General features: G+C 34.0%; 4 protein-coding genes. All 4 read right to left on the bottom strand.

The genetic code is table 11. From position 1 onward, the window contains the following. A partial coding sequence (locus AC15TD_RS01575) for a hypothetical protein (protein ID WP_484450383.1) occupies positions 1-226 on the bottom strand: 226 nt, incomplete at its 3' end. Between the two features lie 12 nt (positions 227-238). After that, positions 239-1,111, bottom strand: coding sequence for a DUF5777 family beta-barrel protein (locus tag AC15TD_RS01570; RefSeq protein ID WP_484450382.1), 873 nt, complete (start codon positions 1,109-1,111; stop codon positions 239-241). 16 nt (positions 1,112-1,127) lie between these two features. Then, positions 1,128-1,496, bottom strand: a complete 369-nt coding sequence (locus AC15TD_RS01565; RefSeq protein ID WP_484450381.1) for a hypothetical protein — start codon at positions 1,494-1,496, stop codon at positions 1,128-1,130. 126 nt (positions 1,497-1,622) lie between these two features. Further along, positions 1,623-2,356 (bottom strand): hypothetical protein (locus AC15TD_RS01560; RefSeq protein ID WP_484450380.1); only part of this gene is annotated, 734 nt, incomplete at its 5' end.

Below are 2,356 nucleotides of genomic sequence, written 5' to 3'. Positions count from 1 at the left end.
TTTTCTTGATTACTTTTGAATTCTTTAAGGCGCTAACCTTAACCTTAACGGTGGTGCCATCAGCTTTTAATAAAGTTTGATATTCCTCGTCTTCTCTTGTAGCAGGATCAATGGTATCCTCTGTTTTGCCAAATCCTAGGAAGGGAATAAGTAATCCACTTCCTAGTAATGGTAACATACCGCGTCTTGATATTTTTTTCCCTCCTTTGGATTCGTTATTCTTCATTATTAAATAAGATTAAAAGTTATATCTTCTGGTTATATTAAACCCAACAAGAATACCTTTAGTGCCAAATGCATTAATGTTTTTCATGTAGTTTTGTTGCGGAACAATTCCACTAAGATTTGTTATAAAAATTTGGAATGCATGTGCAGAGGTCGAAAATTCTGCACCTATACTTAACCCTGAATAGTCATAACTTATATTTTCTTGACCTTCGATATCTAATTCTGTGATTGGGATACTATAATCAAAGATAACAGATGTTTGCGAGCTTATTTTGTAGCGCCCCCCTAAAGCAATGGTAATTCTATCGTTTTCATATCCAAAATCAACAGCATTGTAATGGGATAAACTAGGTGCTAATTGTAAAGATAATTTCGAGTTAAATCGTTTAGCAATTATTAATTGATGGAAATAAGAGTATCTATCTTGTTTTGTAATGAATACACCATCATTTGCATCGCCAGAGCGACCATCAATAGCAACATTTCCAAAATAAGTAATACTTAAAGGGATACTTCCAGATCTTGTTTGTTGTATAATACCAGCTTTTACGCTAAAATCACTTATTCTATTTTTTTTAGTGATGCCATAACCAACAGTTAGCCAGTCTAAAATAGAATAAGATAGCCCAATTCTTATATTTGAATTAGCGCCATAAATTCCTAATAGGGAATTTTCTTCATCTATTAAACCAAATCTGTGTTGCATCATAACCTCTAATGTGTTTTTGCTAAACAGTACATTAGTTTGGTTGTCTATAATGCTTGAACTTTCAAACGCAGGACGTTCAGGTTTTTCTACAATTGAATCTTTTGTTTTTTCTTGTGAAAAACTTAAAAGCGGAACAATTAAGAAAGTAAATAGTAATATTTTATAATTTTTCATTTGTAACGTCTTTAAATTAGTTGTTCTCTGCGCCATCATCTATCCACTTTTTTATTAGTGCCAAAGATTCTGCGTCAACATTTCTATGGTCATTAATCGCAAGCATGATATAAAGGTCACTATTATTTGCGTTTCTTGCGCTAACATATGCAGGCACTAAAGCAGCATATTCGCCTCCTGGCGTTAAGTTTGGACTTTGTCCAGTTGCATTATGGCATTGTGTACAATTATATGATGCAAATATTGGCGCAATGTCGTCATTAAAAGAAATAACTTCTCCCGGAGGAATTACTACTTCAGCTTCTTCAGGAAATTCGTCATAATAACATGAAAAAAACAACAAAGTTATACTGCTAACGAGAACTATTTTTAATAGTTTTTTCATTTCATTTTATTTTAATTTTGAACTTAAATTTCTCTACGAAATTTTATAGCTATTTAATAAACTAAGATGGGTTTTATTAATAGCTCAGGAGGTTTAACTCCTGAGCTATTTTAAAATATCTAGCTATTATTGTTGTAAGTATTCAATTGAATTTTTAAGTAAGGCGTCTGTATATTTCGGATTATGAATACCTTTACTTCGATCTTCTTTTACTGTTTTATAATTCCAAATGGCTTGGGCATCTTTTACTGGAATTACTAATGGATTAGAACTGCCAGCGTTTTCCCCAGAGGCGCCTAAAACACGACCACTTTCAGATATATAACCTTTGGCGATTAACAAATTCTCTAAAGTTTTGAAATTAGCAGTATATGAACTAGTTGCTTCCGGAATTGCAGTCATGGTTGTATGACAAGTAATACAAGCATCAAGCGCTACAAATTTGCGGTCAACGCCTTCACCTTCATAACCCCAAGAGTGATCTCCTTTAGTAGCATCTGATCCACCACCCATATGGCAATTTACACATGAGGTTCCTTTTCTGTGACCATTATCCCCATTAGCTCCAACTCCCGGATAAGCAGTTGAACCAACTATATTGGCGCCCAAAATACCTTCAAACATTGTTGATTGTGGGCCATAGTGAGGACCAAATCGTGAGCTAGTAATAGTGTAATCACCTGTTCCAGCTGGAATAGCATAACTAGGTCTAGGTTGGTGACAAGTTACACATGCATTACTTAAACCTAAGGCATCACTACTGTTAGCTAAGTCAATATGTACTGTAGGGTCAAGCACTAATTTTACAGGATCAATGTTTCTTAATGCATAATCATTGCCATCTACACTAAAATTAAATG

This window comes from Yeosuana sp. (assembly GCF_057126245.1).
The sequence above is the reverse complement of the archived record's forward strand: the minus strand, read 5'-3'. Positions and strand labels throughout refer to the sequence as shown.

What these genes read in the sequence shown, in the direction of transcription:
- AC15TD_RS01565 (WP_484450381.1), bottom strand. Translation starts at nt 1,496, where the DNA reads ATGAAAAAACTATTAAAAATAGTTCTCGTTAGCAGTATAACTTTGTTG.
- AC15TD_RS01570 (WP_484450382.1), bottom strand. Translation starts at nt 1,111, where the DNA reads ATGAAAAATTATAAAATATTACTATTTACTTTCTTAATTGTTCCGCTT.